The organism is Butyricimonas paravirosa, assembly GCF_032878955.1.
Classification (GTDB): Bacteria; Bacteroidota; Bacteroidia; order Bacteroidales; family Marinifilaceae; genus Butyricimonas; species Butyricimonas paravirosa.
The window spans coordinates 1,213,396-1,236,222 of record NZ_CP043839.1; the positions used below are offsets into that span (position 1 = coordinate 1,213,396).

Annotated in this window: 18 protein-coding genes; 6 read left to right on the forward strand and 12 right to left on the reverse strand. The window is 44.4% G+C overall.

What is annotated here, in order from left to right; all coding sequences use genetic code 11:
• Positions 1-10: 10 nt before the first annotated feature.
• Entirely contained in the window at positions 11-670 is a 660-nt protein-coding gene (locus tag F1644_RS05170) for a pentapeptide repeat-containing protein (RefSeq protein WP_118305451.1), read from the reverse strand.
• Positions 671-796: 126 nt separating this feature from the next.
• Between F1644_RS05170 and F1644_RS05175 the strand changes: the two genes are divergently transcribed.
• The 5 genes from F1644_RS05175 to F1644_RS05195 all read left to right on the forward strand — a co-directional run bounded on the left by F1644_RS05175 (position 797) and on the right by F1644_RS05195 (position 8,707).
• Complete coding sequence (locus F1644_RS05175; RefSeq protein ID WP_118305452.1) at positions 797-2,443, forward strand: AMP-binding protein; 1,647 nt, start codon at positions 797-799, stop codon at positions 2,441-2,443.
• Between the two features lie 130 nt (positions 2,444-2,573).
• The gene (locus tag F1644_RS05180) at positions 2,574-3,155 is read left to right on the forward strand and encodes a DUF4251 domain-containing protein (protein ID WP_118305453.1); all 582 of its coding nucleotides are present in this window, start codon (positions 2,574-2,576) and stop codon (positions 3,153-3,155) included.
• 267 nt (positions 3,156-3,422) lie between these two features.
• Positions 3,423-5,072 (forward strand): AMP-binding protein, encoded by a 1,650-nt coding sequence (locus tag F1644_RS05185; RefSeq protein ID WP_118305454.1) that lies wholly within the window; start codon positions 3,423-3,425, stop codon positions 5,070-5,072.
• A gap of 257 nt (positions 5,073-5,329) precedes the next feature.
• Positions 5,330-6,538, forward strand: a complete 1,209-nt coding sequence (locus F1644_RS05190; RefSeq protein WP_118305455.1) for an ATP-binding protein — start codon at positions 5,330-5,332, stop codon at positions 6,536-6,538.
• Positions 6,539-6,646: 108 nt separating this feature from the next.
• On the forward strand, positions 6,647-8,707 hold the full coding sequence (locus F1644_RS05195) for a helix-hairpin-helix domain-containing protein (RefSeq protein WP_118305456.1): 2,061 nt from the start codon (positions 6,647-6,649) through the stop codon (positions 8,705-8,707).
• Positions 8,708-8,854: 147 nt separating this feature from the next.
• Here the strand turns inward: F1644_RS05195 and hisIE are convergent, their stop codons facing one another.
• From hisIE to F1644_RS05240, 9 genes are all read right to left on the reverse strand, one after another.
• Positions 8,855-9,466 (reverse strand): bifunctional phosphoribosyl-AMP cyclohydrolase/phosphoribosyl-ATP diphosphatase HisIE, encoded by a 612-nt coding sequence (gene hisIE / locus F1644_RS05200; protein WP_118305457.1) that lies wholly within the window; start codon positions 9,464-9,466, stop codon positions 8,855-8,857.
• A gap of 13 nt (positions 9,467-9,479) precedes the next feature.
• Positions 9,480-10,235 (reverse strand): imidazole glycerol phosphate synthase subunit HisF, encoded by a 756-nt coding sequence (gene hisF, locus F1644_RS05205; RefSeq protein ID WP_118305458.1) that lies wholly within the window; start codon positions 10,233-10,235, stop codon positions 9,480-9,482.
• A gap of 104 nt (positions 10,236-10,339) precedes the next feature.
• Positions 10,340-11,035 (reverse strand): 1-(5-phosphoribosyl)-5-[(5-phosphoribosylamino)methylideneamino]imidazole-4-carboxamide isomerase, encoded by a 696-nt coding sequence (gene hisA / locus F1644_RS05210; protein WP_118305459.1) that lies wholly within the window; start codon positions 11,033-11,035, stop codon positions 10,340-10,342.
• 5 nt (positions 11,036-11,040) lie between these two features.
• Positions 11,041-11,625, reverse strand: coding sequence for an imidazole glycerol phosphate synthase subunit HisH (gene hisH, locus F1644_RS05215; protein WP_087422043.1), 585 nt, complete (start codon positions 11,623-11,625; stop codon positions 11,041-11,043).
• 247 nt (positions 11,626-11,872) lie between these two features.
• Positions 11,873-12,973: a bifunctional histidinol-phosphatase/imidazoleglycerol-phosphate dehydratase HisB gene (gene hisB / locus F1644_RS05220; RefSeq protein ID WP_118305460.1), complete on the reverse strand. Its 1,101-nt coding sequence runs from the start codon at positions 12,971-12,973 to the stop codon at positions 11,873-11,875.
• Positions 12,970-14,010: a histidinol-phosphate transaminase gene (gene hisC, locus F1644_RS05225; RefSeq protein ID WP_118305461.1), complete on the reverse strand. Its 1,041-nt coding sequence runs from the start codon at positions 14,008-14,010 to the stop codon at positions 12,970-12,972. Before hisC ends, hisB begins: the two co-directional genes overlap by 4 nt.
• A gap of 8 nt (positions 14,011-14,018) precedes the next feature.
• Positions 14,019-15,305, reverse strand: coding sequence for a histidinol dehydrogenase (gene hisD, locus F1644_RS05230; protein WP_168044559.1), 1,287 nt, complete (start codon positions 15,303-15,305; stop codon positions 14,019-14,021).
• A gap of 70 nt (positions 15,306-15,375) precedes the next feature.
• The gene (hisG, locus tag F1644_RS05235; RefSeq protein ID WP_118305462.1) at positions 15,376-16,233 is read right to left on the reverse strand and encodes an ATP phosphoribosyltransferase; all 858 of its coding nucleotides are present in this window, start codon (positions 16,231-16,233) and stop codon (positions 15,376-15,378) included.
• A gap of 838 nt (positions 16,234-17,071) precedes the next feature.
• Complete coding sequence (locus F1644_RS05240) at positions 17,072-18,220, reverse strand: DUF4925 domain-containing protein (protein WP_118305464.1); 1,149 nt, start codon at positions 18,218-18,220, stop codon at positions 17,072-17,074.
• 344 nt (positions 18,221-18,564) lie between these two features.
• On the opposite strand from F1644_RS05240, the gene F1644_RS05245 reads away from it, so the two are divergent.
• Positions 18,565-20,460, forward strand: coding sequence for a PCMD domain-containing protein (locus F1644_RS05245; protein ID WP_118305465.1), 1,896 nt, complete (start codon positions 18,565-18,567; stop codon positions 20,458-20,460).
• Between the two features lie 81 nt (positions 20,461-20,541).
• On the opposite strand, the gene F1644_RS05250 is transcribed toward F1644_RS05245, so the two are convergent.
• Both F1644_RS05250 and F1644_RS05255 read right to left on the reverse strand, forming a co-directional pair.
• The gene (locus tag F1644_RS05250) at positions 20,542-21,618 is read right to left on the reverse strand and encodes a DUF4925 domain-containing protein (protein WP_118305466.1); all 1,077 of its coding nucleotides are present in this window, start codon (positions 21,616-21,618) and stop codon (positions 20,542-20,544) included.
• Between the two features lie 134 nt (positions 21,619-21,752).
• Positions 21,753-22,706, reverse strand: coding sequence for a DUF4925 domain-containing protein (locus F1644_RS05255; RefSeq protein ID WP_118305467.1), 954 nt, complete (start codon positions 22,704-22,706; stop codon positions 21,753-21,755).
• Positions 22,707-22,827: the final 121 nt, after the last annotated feature.

Consider the following 22,827-nt stretch of genomic DNA (forward strand, 5'->3'; position numbering starts at 1 on the left):
CTGACATCACTTACACATCCTTGACAACCAGTCCTAGATAGCGGGTTAAATCCAACGCCTGCACGGGCGACACGATCACGCCACGTAAATCCCCCACACCCAGCCGCAGGCCTTCCAACCGTGAGGATGTCAAGTCTATCCCCTTCAATGAAGTACGAGAAAACTCAGCCTCCACGAGGCTACACGTGTCGAACGCCACCGCCTCCAGCCGGCAACTCTCCAAGGCACTTCCCTGCATATCACCGTGGGCGAAAAGTACTTGTTTCAAACGCCCCATCGAGAGATTCATGTAACGGGCGTTACAATGCCGGAACAACACGTTATTCAACACACCGTCCGATAGGTTCGTCCCCATCAACTTGCACGAACGGAATTCCACCCGGAACAACACGCTCCCCGACAAGTCCACGTTCGACAGGTCACAATTCTCGAACAACACGTCCGTGAGCCGGGACTCCCGGAAACGGCAACCGGGAAACGAGACATGATCAAACACGCAGGACGACACGTTCACCTCCGACAAATCCACCCCGTCAACCACCTCCCGACTGAACGAGCGACGATCCACCTCGTCATCGTTCACCAACAACTCGCTGAACAACTCGTTCCCAGTCTCTACCCCCTGCAACACGGGTGGAACCACCTTTACCTCGTTATTATTTCTTTTCACGTGACCTGATTTTTTCTTGTTTCACGCAAATATACACAAACCTCTCCCCGGATAAAAATAAACCCGCAAGAAAAACATTTCAAGTTAATTTTCAGTATAAGAAGAGAATATTAATTATATAACATCATGGAAACGAGTTTCTTGAAACTTATAGAACACAGCATAAAAGAACACTGGCACCTTCCCTCCCTGACGGACTACGAGGGTGCGGAACATAACTATAAAGACGTGGCACGGTGGATTGAAAAATTACATATCCTTTTCGAGGAAGGCGGTATCCGACCGGGAGATAAAGTGGCGCTATGCAGCCGCAACACGTCCAACTGGGGAATAGCCTTTCTCGCCACGCTCACTTACGGGGCGGTGGCCGTTCCCATCCTTAACGAGTTTAAACCCGACACGATTCACCACATTATCAACCACTCCGGGGCCCGGCTCCTGTTCGTGGGAAAATCCGTGTGGGATAACATAGACCACGAGAGTATGCCCGCGCTGGACGGGATCATCGCCATGGCTGATTATTCCGTGATCTCCTCCCGCAACCCGGTTCTCTCGGAAACCGCCACCCGGCTGGAGACCCTGTTTTCCGCCCGGCACCCCGGGGAACTACGAATCGAGGATATACACTACCGCACGGAGAAACCGGAGGAACTGGCCATGATCAACTACACGTCCGGCACCACCAGCTCGCCCAAAGGCGTGATGCTCCCTTACCGCAGTATGTGGTCCAACCTCCGCTACGCCCTTGACCAGATGGGTTACACGCCGGGCGAAAAACTTGTATCCATCCTTACCATGGCCCACATGTACGGGCTGGCCTTCGAGTTCATTTACCCCTTCGCCAGCGGAATACATATCTACTTCCTACAAAAAATGCCCTCGCCCAAGATACTGGGGGAAGTCTTTGCCGACATCCGCCCGCACCTGATCGTCGCCGTGCCTTTAATTATCGAGAAGATCATCAAAAGTCGAGTACTCCCGCAACTGGAAAAGTTTCATATCAAGCTGATGCTAAAAATGCCCGTCATCGGGGGAAAAATCCGCCACAAGATCAAGCGGCAGATTCTTGATGCTTTCGGGGGACGATTCAAGCTACTCGCAGTCGGGGGAGCCGCCCTCAATAAAGAAGTCGAGGCATTCCTCCATTCCGTGAAATTCCCCTACACCGTGGGCTACGGCATGACCGAGTGCGGACCTGCCATTGCATTCGACCACTGGCAAACGTTCCGTCCCACCTCCTGCGGGAGAGCCGTGGACCGCATGGAAATCCGCATCGACTCGCCCGATCCGTTCAAACAAGTTGGAGAAATTCTCACCAAAGGCATGAATGTCATGGACGGGTACTACAACAACCCGGAAGCATCCAACACCGTGCTTTCCCCCGACGGATGGCTCCACACGGGGGATCTCGGCGTGCTGGATCCGGACGGGTATCTCTACATCAAAGGTCGTAGCAAAAGTCTCATTCTCGGCCCCAGCGGGCAGAACATTTACCCCGAAGAGATCGAGGACCTACTCAACGCCCAACCTTATATCGCGGAATCGCTAGTGATTGAACGGGAAGGTAAACTCGTGGCCCTTGTCTATCCAGATGCCGAGGCCATGAAACAAAACAAAATATCCCGCGAGGCACTTCTCAAAATCATTCACGAGACCCGCAAACAGATCAACCAGCAGATCCCAGCATACAGCCAGATTGCCCGGATAGAGATTCACGACGAGGAATTCGAGAAGACCCCGAAACGAAGTATAAAGCGGTTCTTGTACCAGTAGTGAGGGTGTAAATTTGCAAATATCCCTTATTTTTACTATATTGTGAATCCATTCAGCGAATTATGGCTCGTGGTACATGATTTGCTATATATTAAAATGACATTTATATTCACGAAAAAACAACAAGAACATGAAAACACTGAAAACAATCATTCCAATAGGAATACTCCTTTTTACCTGCCTCTTCGCGATGGGTGAAAAGAAACAGAAAAGCGACACCGCGGGTATCGCCAAGATCGAACAACTCATGAAAAGCCGTGAATTCTACATCGAGGTAGATCAAGCTTTCCCGACAGGTAACAGCAGCATCACCATCGACTCCAAATACGGACAGAAACGCATTGGTGGCGAAGGCTACGTTTCGCTGGCGACCAACGAGGGACAACTCTTTATGCTCGACACCATAGCCACGGGACGCCTGCCATTCTTCGGACGGGCCTACTCCACGGAATACGGACAAGGCGGCGGGATTGAATTCGAGAAAGCAAAGATTGAAAACGAATCATTCAAGGTGATTAACAAACGCAAAAAACATTACATCGAATACAAATTCAACGTGAGAAATCGCAACGATGTCTTTAACTTCTACGTGGAAGTTTACGGTAACGGGAAATGCAGTGTCAACGTGACCAGCAACAACCGGGCAAGTATCTCATACAGCGGTGATCTTACTCCTATTCCGGATGATAAAAGAAAAGCTCTGGGAATATAAATAAGTTTATAAAACCAAACCTTCGGTTCTGAAAGAGGCCGTCCAGAAAGCCTTGCCTATATTTGCCAACTACCCCCTCCAACTCCCCCTTACACAGGGGGAGAGTTGATTACCAAGCGGTTTCTCCCCCTGTGCAAGGGGGAGTTAGTGGGGGTAGTTGTTTAAAATTGACTTTTGGGGAACAGCCCCCTTACGACTTTTCACCCTCCCCTCGAAATCTCGAAAAATATTCGTAACTTTGACATTTGTTTGACAGTATACTTACAGATGGAAGAAAGTTTTATATATTATATAGAGAGTAGTATCAAGGAAAACTGGGATCGTCCGGCACTGACCGACTATCACGGAATAAATTGTAACTACAAGGACGTGGCCCGAAAAATAGAAAAATTACATATTCTTTTCGAACACGCAGGCATTAAAAAAGGAGATAAAATCGCATTATGCGGGAGAAATTCCACAAATTGGGGAATTGCATTTCTCGCCACACTAACCTACGGGGCTGTCGTAGTCCCCATCCTAAACGAATTTAAACCGGATAACATACACAATATCGTGAATCATTCCGAGTCTCGCCTACTTTTCGTGGGTAGCGTCGTGTGGGAAGGATTGAACGAGGCCTCGATGGAAGCTCTGGAAGGTATTTTAAGCTTGGAAGATAATTCAATACTCGTGTCGCGTAGTCAAACACTATCACACGCACGGGAGCGACTGAACGAACTGTTCGGGAAGAAATATCCCGACCGTTTCCGCCCGGAAAACGTGAGTTACACGTATGACAAGCCGGAAGAACTCGCCATTATTAACTACACGTCGGGAACCACTAGTTTCTCGAAAGGGGTTATGCTCCCCTATCGCAGCCTCTGGTCGAACCTCACGTTTGCCTTCGGGGTATTCGGGAAATTACCCGGAGAACAGGTTATATCCATGCTCCCCATGGCACACATGTACGGGTTGGCTTTCGAGTTCATCTACGAGTTTGCCAGCGGGGCTCATGTATTTTTCCTAACGAGAACCCCGTCCCCGAAGATCATCGCGGACGCATTCTCCACGGTAAGACCCAACTTGATTATTTCCGTACCCTTGATTATCGAAAAGATCATCCGGAAAAAAGTATTCCCGGCACTGGAAAAACCATTGATTAAACTCATGCTTAACCTGCCGTTACTCGACAAGAAGGTGAAGAACTCCATCCGTCAGAAAGTCATTGATGCCTTCGGCGGGAATTTCAAAGAACTCATTGTCGGTGGGGCCGCTCTGAATAAAGAGGTAGAAGAATTTTTACACTCGATAAACTTTCCCTATACCGTTGGTTATGGTATGACGGAATGCGGACCGATCCTCTCGTATGCCGGATGGGAAACTTTCAAAAAAGGCTCCTGCGGAAGAGCTGCACCCCGTATGCAACTGAAAATAGACTCGCCCGATCCGGCACATATCGTCGGGGAAATCCTTGCCAAAGGTGATAATCTCATGATCGGGTACTACAAGAACGAGGCGGCCACACATGCCGCTTTCACACCCGACGGCTGGCTCCGCACAGGAGACCTTGGACTGATTGACGAAGAAGGCAACCTTTTCATCAAGGGGCGTAGTAAAAACATGATTCTCGGCCCCAGTGGTCAAAATATCTACCCGGAAGAAATTGAAGATCATCTGAATAACCTTCCTTACGTGAGCGAATCTATCGTGGTCGAGAAAGAAGGCAAACTCACCGCCCTCATCTATCCCGACTTCGAGGCTATCAATGCCGACAACAAGAACTCGGACGAGGCTATCGCTGCCATCATGGAGGAAAACCGGAAACAAATTAACGAAACTCTCCCGGCATACAGCCAGATCGCAAAAGTCACGATATACAATGAAGAGTTTGAAAAAACACCAAAGAAGAGTATTAAGCGCTTTTTGTATCAATAGTTTCGCTGGAAGCGAAAATGAGGCTGTGTCAAAAGGTATTTTATCCTCAAAAAACTCCTCCGTCACTTCGTGCCACCTCCTCTATGAACAGGACTTTTTGGACAGCCCCATTTCTATTTATTGTGCAAAAGCAATCCCTAACCTCACGATCAAAAACTATAAATCATAACTTACAAACAAAACAAATCCCCCATTTTTATAAGTTATAACTTATAAATTTCCTATATTTGCCGTACATATAAATCATACCATATAAAATGAAGATTATTGATCGTCCATTATACAGCAAAAGGATAAAACCTTTTATCGGAAAAGGTATCATAAAAGTACTTACCGGTCAAAGGCGTGTTGGCAAGAGTTACATCATGCTACAACTCATGGAAGAAATCAAAACCGAACACCCGGATGCTAATGTCATATATATAAATATGGAATATGAAGAATTTCGAATGATTCATAACGATCAAGATCTTTCCCAATATTTGAAGACACAAATCAACCCGGCAAAGGACAACTATTTATTCATTGACGAGATTCAGGATATTGATCATTTCGAACATACCCTTCGTGACCTTCAAGCCAAAGACTCCTGTGATATTTTCTGCACGGGTAGCAATGCCAAAATGTTATCGGGAGAACTAGCCACCTATTTATCCGGCCGATATATAGAATTTCACATCCATAGTCTAAGCTACCCGGAATTTTTACTTTTTCACCAGCTCCCAGACGACCAGCAAAGTTTGACGAAATACCTTACTTACGGAGGATTGCCTTATCTTTCACGCTTGGAACTGAATGATGAAATGGCATTTGAATATTTGCGTAACGTGTATTCAACCATTTTATTAAAAGACGTTGTTAAGCGAGAAGGTATTCGTAACATCGATTTTCTCGAAACATTAGCCATATACACGGCCGACAATATCGGGAATCTTTTTTCCGCAAACAATATTAGCAAATACCTGAAATCGCAACGAGTAGATATTTCAACACTTCAAGTTATCAATTACCTGAAGGCTTTAAGTAACGCCTTCTTAATTCATAAAGTGGGACGAATAGAGATTAATGGCTTGAAAAAATTTGAAATTGGAGAAAAGTATTATTTCGAAGACATCGGGTTACGTAACAGTCAAATAGGCTTTGACCTACAACGTGATATTCATAAACTTATCGAAAATGCCATATATTTACATCTCTCAATCCTACAATATGAAATCTACGTGGGTCAACAGGATGGTCTTGAAATTGATTTCGTAGCTTTAAAACAAGGTAAGAAAATCTACGTACAAGCGACTTATCTCATTGTTGACGAGAAAACAAAAGAACGGGAATTTGGCAATCTATTAGCAATCCCCGATAATTACCCCAAATACGTGGTCAGCCTTAATCCCTTAAACACAGGAAGTAACATTGAAGGCATTCAACATCTACACTTGGCAGACTTTCTAAAAAAACAAGATTTTTAGAAAGATTATCCAAAACATTTTATACCTTTGAAACATCGGCTATTTAGGTGTGTTCACTCATATGATTAAATTCCCGTCAACACGAATTTTAATCTGAATATTTATACCATGCGACAAATTACATATGTCGTTATCTTACTTTTCATTATTCCCTACTCCGTGTACTCACAGAGCATTCCGGATATTGAAAAACTCTTGGAAACAAACGACATCGAGTCATCGGAAGATTATTATGAAGACATGATCAATTCCCTGATCCGCCTCTCCGCACAACCGATAAACCTCAATTCAGCCGGATTCGATAGCTTGAAAATGTTATTTTTCCTTTCCGATGCGCAGATAGACAATTTACTGGACTTCCGTAAAAAACACGGGCCGTTTACTCACCCGAACGAACTTCTACTCGTCACCGGAATCAGTCAACAGGATTTATCCAACATCAAACCATTTATACGCATCGGAACGTACACCCCCGAAAAGCAATCCCGTTATCACCTATCGCAAGAAATTCTCGCCCGCTTAAAAATGACCCGCCCAAAACAAGCCGGTTACAAAAAGTACAGCCGGAAAGCCTTTTTGTATGAAAAGGACTATCTCGCCAAAAAGCAAAGCCGCTTTCAAGGACCACCCGTAGGTACATTACTAAAATACAAAATATCAAACCAGCAACACTGGCAAGGGGGCCTCACGTTAGAAAACGACCCGGGAGAAAATTATTTCTCGAAAAACCAAAAAACAGGATTTGACTTTCTTTCCGTCCACGCATGCTACACCCCGGAAAAAATCATCCACCGAGTCATTGTTGGGGACTATAAATTACAATGGGGACAGGGACTACTGGCATGGAGCGGTTACTCTTCCGGGAAATCGACATCTACCCTTAGTAACGAGAAATCCGGCAATGGTATTGCTCCCTACACTTCTACCGATGAAAATCGATACTTGCGAGGTATGGCCGTCAGCCTGCACCCGACACGCACGATTACCACCGAAATCTTCGTATCTTATAAAAAAACAGACGGTAATCTCGCTGATCTCGACACCCTCTCCCCCAAAACTGTACAAACGGCCACCCTTTACGAAACAGGTTATCACCGGAACTTTTCAGAATGTAAAAAGAAACACATCCTAAAAGAATTCACAACCGGCTTATCCACCCACCTCAATCATCGGTATTTCCGCATCGGCGTCCAATTATTACACTACAACTTTTCACCCGCCCTTACCATCGGCAAAGCCGCCTACCAACAAAACAATGAAACGGGCCACCAACGTACACTCGTAAGTGTAGACTACAAAACCGGAGGTTACCATTTCTACCTATTCGGGGAAACAGCACGTAGTGACAACGGAACATGGGCAACCGTCAACGGGCTACGTTACAGTGGGATTCCCCGATTCGCCTTATGCGCCCTTTACCGCCACTATGACAAAGGCTATCACTCTCACTACAACAGCGGTTTTGCAGAATACTCCAACACAACAAACGAGGAAGGACTATACCTAGGTCTCGAAAGTACCCCTTTTCGCAGTCTGAAAATCAATGCCTATTATGATAGGTTCCGCTTTTTCTCTCCCCGTTATCAGGCAACCATCCCCGGTAATGGCCAAGAAATCGTGGGAGATGTCACGTTCAACCGCTCTCGCTGGGATTGTTCATTCCGTTTCAAACACGAGGAGAAACCGGAAGACGATAAAACCGGAGAAAACCTCCAATCCGTCTCCCGTGTAAAACAAGAATACAGGTTCCAATTTACCTATTCTATCTGCGAGCAATTAAAATCCCGAACCCGTACCAGTTATACACGTTACGTGAAAAAAGAAAAACACGAAGGTGGTTACCTGTTCTATCAAGACCTTATGTATTCCTCCCTCCAAAACAACCTAAAAGCCCAATTCCGTTTCGCTTACTTTGACACGGACAGCTACAACACCAGAATATACGCCTACGAAAACAACGTTCTCTACGGTTACTCCTTTCCCGCCCTGTACGACCGGGGTTTTCGTTCCTACCTCAATCTTAACTGGAAACCCTTCACTCTCATCACCCTCTACCTAAAAGCCGGCCTCACCTACTATCCCGACAAATCAACCATCAGCTCCTCCCTAACCCAAGTCAACGACAACAAACTATTCGACCTTTCCTTCCAAATTCGTATAAAACTCTAGCATGACCCAATTAATTTTGTGATTTACGATTGCCGATTAAGTGATTCCACCCCCACAACTATACTCTCTTCATTAATCACTTAATCATTAAATCAGCAATCACAGCCTCCTTTTATCTTTTATCTTTTAACTTTTATCTTTTAGTTTTTATCTTTTATCTTTCCCATGTCTTCCCTCCAGCACCCTCACCACATCCTCCAACCCGTACCCCTTCGCTATCAACAATACGATATAGTGATACATCAGATCGGCAGCCTCGTTCAAAAATAAATCCTCGTTATCATCCTTCGCCTCGATAACCAACTCCACGGCCTCTTCTCCCACCTTCTGAGCCACCTTATTGATTCCCTTCTCGATCAGGCGAGCCGTATAGGATATTTCCGGAGACTCATCTTTTCGTTTTTCCAAATACCGTTGCAAGTAAAACAAAAAATCCTGATCCACGTTCTCTTCTCCCCAGCACGTATCTTGTCCCGTGTGGCAAGTCGGTCCCACGGGGTTCACCTTCACCAATAATGAATCCCGATCACAATCAGCCAAAATCTCCTTCACCAGTAAAAAGTGTCCGCTTTCCTCTCCTTTTGTCCACAAACGCTGCCGGGAGCGACTAAAAAAACACACCTTACCGGAACGCTCCGTCTCGGCAAGAGACTCCCGGTTCATATACCCTTGCATCAACACCACCCGCGTATCTGCATCCTGCACGATTGCCGGAATTAACCCGGCCACATCAAATTTTAATTCTGTAACGTTTACCATTTCATTAAATATTTTATCGAACAACAATACCTTTTTCTTTCAAAAAACATTTCAACTCCGGAATCCGGACCTGCCCGAAATGAAAAACTCCGGCCGCTAGTACGGCATCCGCTTTTCCCCGAGTCAAAGCCTCATGAAAATCTTCCGGACAACCCGCCCCTCCAGATGCAATAACCGGGATATTAACCAAATCCGCCACTCGTCCCGTTACCTCACAGGCAAATCCTTGATGTGTCCCGTCATGATCCATCGAGGTAAACAAAATCTCCCCGGCTCCCCGTCCTTCCGCCTCCTTTACCCACGAAAAAAGCTCCCGATCGGTAGCCACCCGTCCCCCATGACTGTATACTCTCCACTTCTCACCATCCCGACAAGCATCCACCGCCACAACAATACACTGTTTTCCAAATGCCGCCGCCAACCGATCTATCAAACCCGGGTCTTTCAAAACACTGGAATTTACAGACACCTTATCTGCCCCCTTTTTCAAAAGAGCCTCAACATCCCGCTCCGATGAAATTCCCCCACCCACGGTAAAAGGTATTCGCACTTGTCGGGCCACCCGTTCCACCCACTCCAACCGTGTACCCCGGTGATCAGAGCTTGCCGTGATGTCCAAAAACACCAACTCATCCGCCCCCTCATCTGAATATCGACCAGCCAACTCCACAATATCCCCTGCATCCCTCAAATTCTCAAAATTCACCCCCTTCACCGTCCTCCCCGCCTTTACATCCAAACATGGAATAATTCTTTTTGCTAAAAACATACTTATTAATTTTAGATCCTATCGATTAAGTGATTTTAATGATTTTCGATTAAGTGATTTTAATCATCGAATCGGCAATCACGGAATCTTTTGCATTCTAAACTCTACATTTTAAACTTTTCATAAAAAGCCTTCCCCACGATCACGGCAGAAACACCCATCTCTTCCAGCGCCTGAATATCCACCAACGAACCTACTCCCCCGGATGCGATAAGCGTAATATCCGGATAACGAGCTACCAGCTCCCGATACAGCTCTAAAGAAACTCCTCCCAACATCCCATCCCGGGCAATATCCGTACACATCACATTCTTCACCCCGGGTAAATAAGTTTCTATTAACTCGTGTATCGTTGTCTTCGTCTCCACCTTCCACCCCTGAATACACACATGCCCGCCTCTTACATCTGCCCCGATAATGATCCGTTCAGCCCCATATCTTTCCAGCCACTCCCGTGTCTTTTCTCTATTTTGCTGGGCCATACTCCCGATACAGACAAACGAGGCCCCCGCATCAAACACCCGACAAATATCCTCGTCACTCTTGATACCCCCGCTAAAATCAACCTCCAAACGAGTCGCCTCACAAATTCGTTCCAGAACCCGCCAATTAATTACCCGGGACTCCCTAGCCCCATCCAAATCGACAAGGTGTAAACGCCTCATTCCCATATCCTCGAAATATCGGGCAGCCTCCACCGGATCATTATAATACGTTTTACACTCATCGTAATTGCCCCGGGTAAGTCTCACGCATTTTCCTCCTATAACATCTATTGCCGGAATAACCGTTATCTTCATTTCTCTTACATTTTTAAAAAGTTTTCAATTATCTTTTCCCCAACCCCGGCCGACTTCTCCGGGTGGAACTGACATCCCCAGAAATTTCCTTTCCGAATCGCCGCGGAAAAAGCTATCTGATAATCACACGTGGCAATGGAATACTCTCCAACAGGCACGCAATACGAATGTACGAAATACACCATCTCCCCCTCGACAACCCCATCGAACAACCCGGATTTCAGCCCCCGAATCTCATTCCATCCCATATGAGGAACCTTACCACATCTCCCGAATTCTTCCACCCGCATCGGGAATATTCCCAAACCCTCCGTCCCCCCCTCTTCCGAATAGGCGCACATCAACTGCATCCCCAAACATATCCCCAACACGGGAACCTTCAATTCCGGAATCACCCGATCCATCCCGCTTTCTTTCAATTGTCTCATGGCCGCGGCAGCTTGCCCTACTCCCGGAAAAATCACCTTATCAGCCTCCCGTACCACCCGTGGATCAGCACTACAAACCACCTCATACCCCAACCTCTCTATCGCAACCCTCACCGAAAACAAATTTCCCGCCCCGTATTCTATAATTACTATTTTACTCATTTCAATAAAAAAATATCATAATCCAATTCTTCCGGGGCTATTCCCAAAGTCATTTTTCAAACTCCCTCCCCCCTTCGGGGTACTCCCTCTATAAACAGAGGGAGAGTTGAAATACTCCCTGTCTTCGGGAAGAGTCACCAGCACCTCCTCTGTTTATAGAGGAGGTGGCACGAAGTGACGGAGGAGTTTATTCTAATAAAATGACTTTTGGGACACCCCCTTCAATCTAAAATCACCAAATCTAAAATTAATCCATTCTCCCCTTCGTCGATGGGATCCTTCCTCCGGCCTCTTGTCGGACGGCCATCCTCAAACTACGGGCAAACGCTTTAAAAATAGCTTCTATCACGTGATGCGTGTTCTCACCTTTCGCAGCCACGTGCAAATTACATTTAGCCCCTTGACAAAACGAGGCAAAAAAATGCTTGGTCATCTCCGTGGGAAAATCTCCCACGTACTCCCGGTTAAACACGACATTCCACTCCAACCAACTCCGCCCTCCCAAATCCAGCAACACCTCTGCCCTCGCCTCATCCATCGGCAAAGCAAAACCATATCGTCCGATCCCTTTCTTACCTCCTAATGCCTCCGAGAAACATTGTCCCAATACGATAGCCGTGTCTTCGATCGTGTGATGTTCATCCACCTGTAAATCCCCCTCCACGGAAACCACCAAATCCATTTCCCCGTGCCGGACAATCTGTTCCAGCATGTGATCAAAAAAAGCAATTCCCGTCTTCACCTCGCCCTGCCCCGTTCCATTCAAATCTAACGCAATCCGAACCGCCGTTTCTGCCGTTTTCCTCACTTGCATCGCCTGTCGACTTCCCTGTTTCAGAAAACGCACGACCTTTCTCCAAGAATCCGTGGTTAAAACAATAGGTAAACACTCCATCTCCTCTTTTCCCAACAATATCCCCCGAATCCCCATATTAGCCGCCAACTGCATATCCGTCAACCGATCGCCAATCACGTAAGAGTTCTCCCGATCCAACAATTCATTCAAATACTTTTCGACCATACCGATCCCCGGTTTCCTCCGGGGAGAACCATCCCCCGGCATACTCCCATCAATCAGTATCTCGTCAAAAACAATTCCCTCGCCTGCCAACGTCTTCAACATAAATTCATGTGGCGGCAAAAAAGTATCCATCGGAAACCGTTCAGTCCCCAAACCATCCTGATTACTCACCATAACCAACCGATAATCCGTCTCCCGAACAATCTCCCGTAAGGCTCCAATAACCCCCGGAACAAAGGCCAGTTTCTCCATACTATCCACTTGGTAATCAACCTGTGGTTCCTGTATAATCGTACCGTCACGATCTATAAATAATATCTTCTTCATAAATCACCGAATTTCTTTAATCGCTCGATCAACAAATCATTCTCTTCCCGTGTCCCGATGGTTATCCGTAACCCGCAACTCAACCGGGGCGGAATATGCCGCACCCGAACAATAACGCCACCTTCCACCAAATATTCATACAACTCCCGAAAACGCTCACAACGAATCAACACGAAGTTGGCCTCCGAATCACAGACAATCTCCAACCAAGATAAATTCCGCAAGAAACCGATAACCCTTTTTCTTTCCCGCTTGATCGCCTCCACCTTCTCCAAAAAATCAGCCTCATTCCGCAAAGCATCCAAAGCTCGCCGTTGAGTCAATGAACCGATATTATAAGGCGGTTTCACTTTGTTTAAATAAATCACCAGTTCCGGGTCCGCCATACAAATTCCTACCCGTAACCCGGCAAGCCCCCAAGCCTTGGACAGAGTTTGCAACACGACAACATTCCGGCAATCCTCCTGCAAAACAACAGCCGACGGCATATCGGTAAAATCGATATACGCCTCATCTACCACGACAATTCCATCAAAACGAGACGCCACTTCCCGAATACGTTCTAAAGGAATTACGTTCCCCACCGGATTATTCGGCGTACAAAAGAAAATCATTTTCGTAAACCGATCCACACTATCAAACAACGTGTTCCACTCCGGCTGGAACTCCCCATCCAACTCCAAACACCTCACCTCCACGTCATTCACTCGTCCACTTACCTCGTACATCGAATAGCCCGGTGAAAAAACGAGCATATTATCCCGTCGGGGCGTACAAACCGTCCGGATCAACATATCGATCAACTCGTCACTCCCATTTCCCAGTACCAACCGGGAAACCTCCACCCCCTTCAATCTACCGATCTCTCGCTTCAATTCCCTCTGAAACGGATCTGGATAACGATTATATTCCGACGCGAACGGGTTCTCGTTCGCATCCAGCAATGTCACATTCGTCCCCTCGAATTCCGCACGAGCGCAGGAATACGCCTGTAACCCCTTTACATTCTCCCTTACTATATCTCCAAATTCCTTCATCCTAAATTCTAAATTTTAGATTCTACATTCCTAACCCTTACCGCATTCCCGTGTGCCTCCAACTTCTCGTTATCCGCCATTATCTCGATCGTTTTTCCCAAATAGGCCAAACCTTCCGGCATGATCTCTTGGAAAGTTATCTTTTTCATAAAGGCATCCATGTTCACCCCGCTATACGCACGGGCATACCCGTTCGTGGGTAAGGTGTGATTCGTCCCCGACGCATAATCTCCCGCACTTTCCGGGGAATAGTGTCCCAAGAAGACAGAACCCGCATTCCGAATTTCCGGCACCCAATCCAGATAATCCTTCACGCACAACATCAAATGCTCCGGGGCATAGCAATTCACCAGCTCCACGCACTCTTCCCGGGAACGCAAAACAATATATTTAGAATTTCTCAGTGCCACCTCTGCAATTGCCTTCCGAGGAATCCGATTCAATTGTTTGTTCAACTCTTCTTCTACACGATCAATCAATGATTCATCGCAAGTCACCAGAAACACCTGACTATCCGGCCCGTGTTCCGCTTGCGACAACAAATCTGCCGCCACGAATGTCGCCCGTGCCGATTCATCTGCCACCACCATCAACTCCGAAGGTCCCGCAGGCATATCTATTGCCACACCATAACGCCCGACCCATTGTTTTGCCGCCGTCACGAAACGATTTCCCGGTCCAAAAATCTTATCCACCCGCCCCACGCTCTTCGTCCCTAACGCCAATGCAGCAATCGCTTGAATCCCTCCCACTTTAAAAACACGGGTTACTCCACATAACCGGGCCGTCCACAAAATAGCCGGATTCACCCGTCCATCCCTTCCCGGTGGTGTACAGATCACCACCTCCCGGCACCCGGCCAACTTCGCTGGAACCGCCAACATCAATACGGTTGAAAACAGGGGAGCGCTCCCACCCGGAACATACAATCCCACCCGATCTATCGCCCGACCTTCCTGCCAGCATCGGAATCCCCGTTCATTCACGTATTCACACTTTCCGGGAATCTGTACCTTGTGAAACTCCTCGATATTCCCTTTTGCAACTTGTATTGCCTCCTTCAACTCCGCATCCACTTCCCTCTCTGCCTCTTGAAACTCATTCTCCGTCACCTCGAAACATTCTAGCTTTACCCGATCAAAATACCACGTGTACTTCTTCAATGCCTCGTCTCCATCCCTCTTCACTTCATCAAACACCGCTTTACACACTTTGTCCAAATCTTCTCCACGATTCTCCGGACGCTTCAATATTTTCATCCATTTTTCCTTTCCAGGATATAATATCTTATTCATAATCATAAATTTAATCTATTCATAAAACCTGTAACCTGTCAACCTGTAACTTGCAACTTGCCGCAGGAAATCACTCTATCATCTTTTCAATGGGTACCACCAAAATCCCTTCCGCACCCGCCGCTTTCAACGCCCCGATAGACTCCCAAAACTTATTCTCGTTCACCACCGAATGTAGAGAAAACCATCCTTTCATTTCCAACGGCATAATTGTCGGGCTTTTCACTCCCGGAAGTATATCGCAAATCTCTTGCAATTTCTCTTCGGGAGCATTCAACAGGATATACTTGTTACACTTGGCTGCCAATACCGCCTTCATTCTGAATATCAATTGTTTCACCAACTGTAGTTTCTCTTCATCCAACTTTGGGTTAGCCACTAAAACAGCCGTAGACTTAAACAACGTGTAGACCTCCGTCAACCCGTTCTTAAAAAGTGTACTCCCGGAACTCACGATGTCACAAATCGCATCAGCTAATCCGATACCGGGAGCGATCTCCACCGACCCCGTGATCACGTGCGTCTCTGCCTGAATCTTATTTTGTACTAAAAAATCATTCAACGTGTTGGGATAGGAAGTAGCAATCCGTTTTCCCTGCAACCAATCTAACCCGGTAAATTCCTCCGATTTAGGAATAGCAATAGAAACCCGGCAACCCGAAAAACCTAAATCCAACAAATTCAATACATTTGCCCTTTTCTCGATCACCGTATTCTCCCCGATAATCGCCACGTCAACAATTCCATCCTCCACGTAATGAGGAATATCCGAATTTCGTAAATACAACACCTCCAACGGAAAATTAGAGGCTTGTGCCATTAACTGATCTTTCCCGTTATTAATACAAATCCCACACTCTTTCAACAATTCGAGCGTGTCCTCGTTCAATCGACCTGATTTTTGAATCGCGACTTTTAATTTCACCATTTCTATCTGATTTTATCGTCGCTCTGAATCCGGGAAGGCATCTATGGTATCGAAAAAAACAAAACGAGCCCGCCTGAATCCAGGCGAGCTCGTTTATACTTTTTATTTCAAATTACAGCACAACAGCATCATCTCACCTGAATACAGTGATGGCAATGATGATGCATATGATGTAATGTACTATTCATATTTTGTCTTTTTCGTTCTGCAAATGTATAAAAGGAATTTGATTATCCAAATACTTTGTACAATTTTTACTAATACAAAGTCAACCAGTAAGTACAAAATTTGCACTTACTTAATATTACTGCAACTTAGCTAATTTAACGTGAGTTCGATATAAAAACAAATTTATATCTCTGAATAATAGAAACATAACATTACACGAAAGAAGAAACCGTTGCGAGAACGCACTCCAATGTTTCAATGTAGCGTGTCCTCCCCCCGTGCAAGGGGGAGTTAGAGGGGGTAGCAGGAAAGATAAAAACCCAAAGTTAAAAGATGACACATCACCTATTCCGGCACTTCCAAGACGGCGGAATCCATCTCTTCGAAATAATCACATCATCTCGTGCAAGAAACTAAAAAACACCGATATATTCCCATTTTTACACGATCTTTTTCCTAACGGATGGGGCAAATATGCTTTATTATATCGAACTCACCTTAATTTATCACGTCTTTCCTTTTCATAAGGACAAATTCACGAAAAACTTTCCTTTTTACAAGGAAAGAATAGATAATTTCAAAGAAAGCGTATCCAAAACAAAACGAGCCCGCCAGAATCTAGGCAAGCTCGTTGATATTTTCTATTTCAAATTACAGAATAACAATATAATTATTTTGCCAATTGAAAAACTGTTTCCTCTATAACTTTAGGGAGGGCTAACGATGCCTGAGTTTCCTCATCTTCAACGAAAGAAGTTAAATTCAACCCTAACTCAACTTTACTACTTTTTGTTACCAGATTTATAATATCATTCACTAATTGTTTCAAACTTTCATTTGTAATTCCCATTGCCGCAAAAGTTGGATCCAACTCCAAATCATCTATCATAGGTAACAAAAGTTCTAAGACACTCATAAAAGGAAGCATCATTTCCCGATCAACATAAGCTCTCATCTTCTCTCCATCCAACTGTACCTTCAACGGAATACCCGTTTCAAGCATTGTCATAAGCATTGATGTTGGATTGTTTTCAGTACTCCGCCCTAACAAAGATTCAATATCCACCAATATATATATTTGTCCATCCTTCACATTATATCTTACCAACCCCTCTTCAGAATCAACCAATGGAGTTGCATCTGGCTGAAATAAATCTTGAATACCCGTTATTTGATGATAGGAAGCTATTAGATTTCCATCTTCTTTCAAATTCATTTTTTTCAAAAGTCCAGGCAATATACCACCACCTAAGGTTTGTAACAATGTTGTCAATCCCAAATCTCCTTCTATTTCTGGATTTGGATTAATAGGCAATTTTCCCCATATAGGGAAAGCAATAGAATCAACATCTGTTACAATTTCCAAATGGATACAACTAGAAACCATATTATAGCTATCATCCATCTCAGGTTTTGCCAACATCCATTCTCCAACAACCTTAGAAATCACCTTAAAACTAGTATTCAGACTCAACACCCCTGATTTTACAGCCCCTTCCACCAATACAATCCGATCATCATTCTTATTTTCTCCTGCAAAGGTGTAGTCATCACCTGCCAACTCTTCAACAATTAAATTTTTCACTTCTAAAGCAGGCTCTCCGGGAATCAGTTTATTCAATGTAAGTGTTGCATTTTTCTTATTTTCCGAATTAAAAGAAACCGATGTTCCGGAAAATTCTTTTCCATTCAATTTTAATGCTAATTTATCTCCACTATAATCTGCCGAATAATTTTTAAAGGGATCCTTATCATCATCACTACAACTCGCAAAAAATGCGACACCTAAAATTAATAACAATAAAAACTTGTTTTTCATACTTCATTAAATATTAATTAAACATTGATATGTCCGTCCTCTCCTTAAAATACACACACAATAAACCTTCGTTTTTTGAGCCATGCAGCCTTATCATTAGCAAAAAACGTGCAAATTTAATCAAATATTACAACAGGAATTCAATTTTAACATTTATACTGTCATATCTATTTAATTATCTGATATTTATTGATCATACATTTTTCTACTTTATAGCGATCTAGCTATATTCCATTCCTTCAAATTGATCCTGAAAACGATTTTATGCCTGCTATCAAAAAACGAAGGTTTATTGATAGTCTAACTTGATTATAAAAAGATGTCTAATTAATATTCAATGAAGTATGAAAAACAAATTACTATTGTTATTAGCTTTAAGTATTGCATTTTTTACAGGTTGTAAAGATGATGATGATCCAGAACCACCCACGATAGACAAAATTGTCGGGCAGTATTCCGGAGAAAATTTAAAAGCCACTATTGACGGAATCTCTGCACCGGAAGGAACTTCTGTACAAATTATTCAAAAAGATGACAACACGACTTCTTTCAAGTTAATCAACATAGTTCCCGGCTATCCCGAATTCGAAATTCCCAATGTCACGTTCGAAGCTCTCAGTCGCACTTATTACAGTCAATTAAAAGGCTCCATAACCGACAATGTCAGTGGATATACCGTTCAGGCCAACGCTAATATTGAGGACGAGATCATGGAAATTAACATCTCGATCACGGAAATTGAAGGAGAACCAGCAAGTGCGGAAAGTTTCTACAACAAAACGTTTAAAGGAGAAATGGCCATCGATCTGGGACTAGCCCCCATAACCATGACTCAACGCGTGTACGTGAACAAGCCATCAGATAAAGACCCGAACAAACTCCGCTTGAGAATCGAGAACTTCTCATTCCAAGGCATCAATCTAGGGACTATACAACTAGACACCGTCTCTTTCGTAAAAAGAGGAGAAGTATACGGATTCACGGCAAAAGACCGGGAACTTACAGACTTGGAAATTCCCGGTGTAACAGGGGTAAAACTAACTGCTCGCGGAGCCATCGTCGAAGATCACATCATGAAACTGAATCTCGTGGTGGATGCCTCCCCCTTGACTGTTAATGTTACTTTTACGGGAGACACAATCACGGAAAGCGCTGACACTAAAATCAACTTAATAATTGAAGGGGATGCCGTAGCCACACAACCGGATAATTCAAAAACATCCTCTATTTACATTTTCAAAATCTGGGAAACAGCTACTGCCAGCCAACTAAAGCTAACACCTAAGATTGAACTCCCGAAAGGCGCCACATTGGATTCCATTGTCGTTCGATATTCAGACGGGACGAAATCCATACTCAAAGAAGGTGAATCCATTGATTTCTCCAAAATTGAAGGAGAAAAATACGACGTAAAATATCACATTACACCCGAAGACGTACGCTATCCCAGCACCAAAACTCTCCGCTTAGAGAAAATGCCGGAATTCAAATCCATCTACCAAATGAATAGCTGGATTACTCCAGAAGGGAAAGAGTATCAAGAACCGGTGAACATGGCCAGTTCCAATATGGCTGCAGATTTCTTTCCTTTATCAGGAATGATGATCGGTCACCCCGAATTAACAGCAACACCCTATCCCGTTACACAAGACGGAGATGCAGCGAAAATCATAACAAGAGACACGTACGGTGGTTATATCGCATTCATGGCTGTCGTGCTACCTAAAGTTACTGCCGGAACATTATTCAACGGAACATTCGATTTAGATGCCACCGCACCCTTGAAAAGTACCCACTTCGGGGAAGCTTACCGGGGAACAGCAGCTCCCGTAGCCTTCAAATTCACATACAAATACACGCCTGGAACAACGTACTTCAACACGGTAGTTAAAACAGAGGGTTCCACCACGACAGTTACCGCAGAAGAAATTCCGGACAAAATAGACGAGTGTTCTTTAATCGCCTACTTATACGAAGTCGATTCTTACAATGACCACCTAGACGGAACAAATATCAACGAATCCAAGAAAGTAATCCTAAAAGCTGCTTTCAGTGGCGGATCTCAAGACAACTTTATAGAAAAAACGGTCAATTTCGAACCCACGGGAAATGGTTCATTTGACCCTGCCAACAAAAAGTACAAGCTTGCCATTGTCTGCACCCCAAGTAAAGAAGGAGATTCCTACAAAGGAGCTCCTAACAGCACGTTATGGGTAAAATCTTTGGAAATAACCTATTAATACACATTGTCCGGGTACATATTAAATATACCCGGACAATTTTTAAATGCTTCACATATCTAGAAATTTCTTTTCCTAACACTACTCGGCTCCTTTGAATTGCAATCCCACCTGCATAGCAGTCGTTACTTCCAACGCACCCGGCAGATTTTCCAGAATCGGTCCAATAGGAACAGATATAGTTTTCCCGAGAATACTAGCCTCGAATGCCATATCCTCCGGGATCAAACTCTCAACCATCGGTAACAGAGGGCCCAATTGTTTCAGCAGCACCTCATCCAAATAAACGTACAACGCATCTTTACCATCCGCTCCCACAGTCTTTTCAAAATGCACAGGAATCCCATTAGCCAACAATTGCTCAACAGCACCAAGAATCGGATCCGTTCCCGTTGAACGTCCCTCTTGATCCATATCAACCTGTCGCATAATCATATCCAAGCTCAAAAACACGTAACAAACACCATCTTTCACGCAATACTGTGCCAGATTCAACGGTGAACTCTGCCAATCAGCCTCCGGTTCCGGATTTTCTTCTGTTACAGTAGCTGTATTATAAGTCGCCACGATATTTCCATCTTCCCTGAAAGTCACGTTTTGTAAATAATTCTTTAGCTCTTTTGCCAACATCGTGGGAGCCATAGTCGCCAGCAATCCTGTAGTGATCTTCATTTTAGTAAATCCCAAATCGACCTCTGTCAAAGGATAATCGTGAGGAGTCCATGCCATTTTTACTGATGAAAAATCCCATGTCTTCATCAACTCATTTTGGGCAAACTTCACGTTCACGTTCACCGTCAACTTCCCTTTCACGATAGAACCTTCCAAAGTCACTGTTCGGGAATCATTTTTATTCTCGGCAGAGAACGTATAAACCGAACTGCCGGACTCCAATGGAACACTAGAGAATACTGTTTCACTCTCTCCCGGGACAACCCCTTGCAACTTCAAGGTTGCACTCTTTCCATCCGCAGAATTAAAATCAACAGATTTCCCGATAAATACAGCGTTACTATACTTCAAATCTAACACCCGATCCGTACTCGTTGTAGAATAAATCCCGTTAAAATCTTTCGGCGTGTCTTTATTGTCACTATCGCTACAACTAGCAAAAAATACAATTCCTAAAACCATTAATAATAAAAACTTGTTCTTCATAACATTTCATTTAACTATTTATAATAACTCCACTCTACCTATATAAAGAATATTCCATATAAATCATTTTCCACAAAAAGAGAGTCACATCACCATATGCAACATAACTCTCTAAATCGTCTTGTACAATATTACTATTCAGCGGTTTTCTTTTGCGTCAACACCAATCCCAGTTCCGCCGTTTTCCCTTCTTGGATAATCGGTCCCAAATCCGTGATAAATCCAGCGTAACTCTGGAATTCTTCAGGCATAACCTCTCCCAACATAGGAAGCAAAGACATAAATGGTAATAACGTCTCCCGGGTCATATAGACATCCATTGTCTCTTTTTCCGTATCTTTCGTGATCTCAAAAGGAAGGCCCTGTTCCAGCACGACCATGATCTCTGTCAACGGGTCAGAAGTACTACGCCCGATATCCTCCACGATACCTGCAATATTTGCAGAGATATACAACTTTCCTCCCACCAAATTATAAAAGGCCATACCTTTAGGAGACGTTGCATATTGCGGATTATTCATATCACTATTGTAAGAAGCCGTGATATTGCCATCACTCGTGAATGTTATATCCCTTAGAAAAGTGGGTAACATCCATCCAAATATACCATTCACAAACCCTATCACGTTCTCCGGAGCGACCTCGGTCTCACCGTATTTCACCTTTTCCTTATCTGTCGTGAAAGTAAAATGTGTGGCCATAATGCCTGCATCCAGATTTCCTACCGCCCAAGTTCCCTCAATATCCGTGGCCTTATTCTTTACCGCAAGAGTCAGGTTCATTTTTCCTCCTTCAATTTTCCCGGAAACCTTCACTTCCCGGAAATCATTACTGCTCGTACCTTCCACTACATTTCCCGTGATCGTCACGGGAATCGCCAATGCCGGTTCTCCCGGAATCACGTTACCCAAGGTTAGCGTGTTACCTGATAAAGCGACACTCTTTCCACTCAATGCCATCCCGTCCCTTGACAACTCCAATCCAGAATCTTTATATGTCCCGTCATAATTCGGGTCCTTGTCATCATCGCTGCAAGCGGAAAAAAACACGACTCCTAAAATCAACAGTAATAATAATTTGTTACTCATAATCGATCATTTGTTGGTTAATAATATTTGGAATAAATTCCTAAATATTAATTTACAGCAAAGTGTAAGCCCAAGTTCCAATAAATCGCCTCTAATTCCGCAACACACCCCAATAACAAGT